Annotated in this window: 2 protein-coding genes; both read left to right on the forward strand. The window is 37.0% G+C overall.

The features are described 5' to 3' along the window. Window positions 1-220: 220 nt before the first annotated feature. The gene (locus tag HI950_RS35315; protein ID WP_169091758.1) at window positions 221-835 is read left to right on the forward strand and encodes a hypothetical protein; all 615 of its coding nucleotides are present in this window, start codon (window positions 221-223) and stop codon (window positions 833-835) included. A gap of 266 nt (window positions 836-1,101) precedes the next feature. Further along, window positions 1,102-1,449, forward strand: a complete 348-nt coding sequence (locus tag HI950_RS35320; protein ID WP_169091760.1) for a YkgJ family cysteine cluster protein — start codon at window positions 1,102-1,104, stop codon at window positions 1,447-1,449. The last annotated feature ends 184 nt before the right edge of the window (window positions 1,450-1,633 follow it).

The following is a 1,633-nucleotide window of genomic DNA, read 5'->3' on the forward strand; positions in this document are numbered from 1 at the left end:
GAAACTGGCGAGTTAGAAGGAAACGGAGATATTATTTTAACTTATTTTATGTAGGATCATTCGTTCCGCTAACGGGAAACGATAGTTGAATAATACATATTGATGAGCAGGCACTGCGGTGGCCTGCTCATTTTATAAGCTAACGGGCAGGATTCCTTAGTGATTACCCGAAATAGCATTATAATGATGGGGTATTAGTAACCAAACAAGAGGTGTTTTAATGTCCGAATATTCTCAAATACAGACTTACATTAAGAGTAACCCAGAAAATTTCAAGGATGTTATAAAGCAATTTGCTGAAGTGTTAAATTCTCTGGGGCTTGATTCTAAATACTTCACAACTGAGCAGGATTGGGAACTCTTACACACTTTGTGGGTTGGTGGTGACGCGGAAGAACAGTTTTTTAATAATGATGGTTACCAACTTCATATTCGTCCATATGTGACGGGGTGGACTTCAGCGAAAAGAAAAGAACTCCAAGATATTTGGTTAGAAGTTAGTTTACTATTCTTGACAGTAGATATTGAAAATCGAATTGGACAGCTAAAAGATGAACACAAGTCCCTCCTATGGGTAACGATGGAAAAATTATCAAAGGAGTTTAAAGAAAGTGGAGTATATTTCACAAATGAAGCTACGGACGGAAGACCATGGGAAGCATTAATATGTGGGGAAAAAGAAGGCATATGGGAATTTGATGCAGCTATTTTGCCTGAATATTTGTCTCATAAATATAATGATTATCCTACTGAAATGTTCATTAACATTAATGAAAACACAATTTTTGTTGCTAGGAAGTCTATCTGGAGGAGTGAACCTTGGTTGATAATTTGATTGAGCTAACGGAGAACGATAGTTGAACAAACATGGAGTAGTTTGCTGCGGCAGCTGCTTACTTTCTTTGTTAAACTAACGGGCAGGATAACTAAAAGTGGACATTGGAAAAGGTTAATTTCAACCCAATATTATAAATATCTTCACAGAAAATATATTGACAAGCAATATTATTTGTGGTATAATAATTAATTTTCTATTTGATATCCATTAGGAATGGTGATATATAGGTATTAAGAAACTATAATCACTAAGGAGGTTTCTGTATGGATAGTCTTCCATGCAAAGGGTGTAGGGGGTTGTGCTGCGGCCCTGTACCTGTCACAAAGGAGGAGCTAAAGAATATAAAAAAGAAAATTAAATCGATGCCTCTAAAAAAACGTATAGAGTTGAAAAATCAGGATAGGTATTTGGGAACCTGCATTTTTTACGATCTGGATAATGATAAGTGCGGCATTCATTTGGTAAGACCGTCAATATGCCGTGCGTTCGGTTACTATAAGAATTTGATTTGTTTTCGCAAACCTGAAGCAGCCGGAGTGGGAAATTGGAACACGAAAGATATTTATGCCGGTATTCTGAGTGAGGACTTTACTTGGAAAGATTTCATGTAACGCTGGAATCTAACGAGATACGAGTTCAATAAAACAGCGGCAGTCTAGGACTGAACTGCACCCCGTCAAGTAGACAGTACAAATAATAATAAAGCATTTAAGCGGCCTTGGACTGAGGCCGTTTAGTTTTGCTTGTAATCGTTCGTTATTGTAAAAATGAATGTAGGCTTCAATGTCCCTCTTA

The sequence above is a fragment of the Paenibacillus sp. PL91 genome (assembly GCF_012935325.2).
In the GTDB taxonomy this organism is placed as follows: domain Bacteria; phylum Bacillota; class Bacilli; order Paenibacillales; family Paenibacillaceae; genus Pristimantibacillus.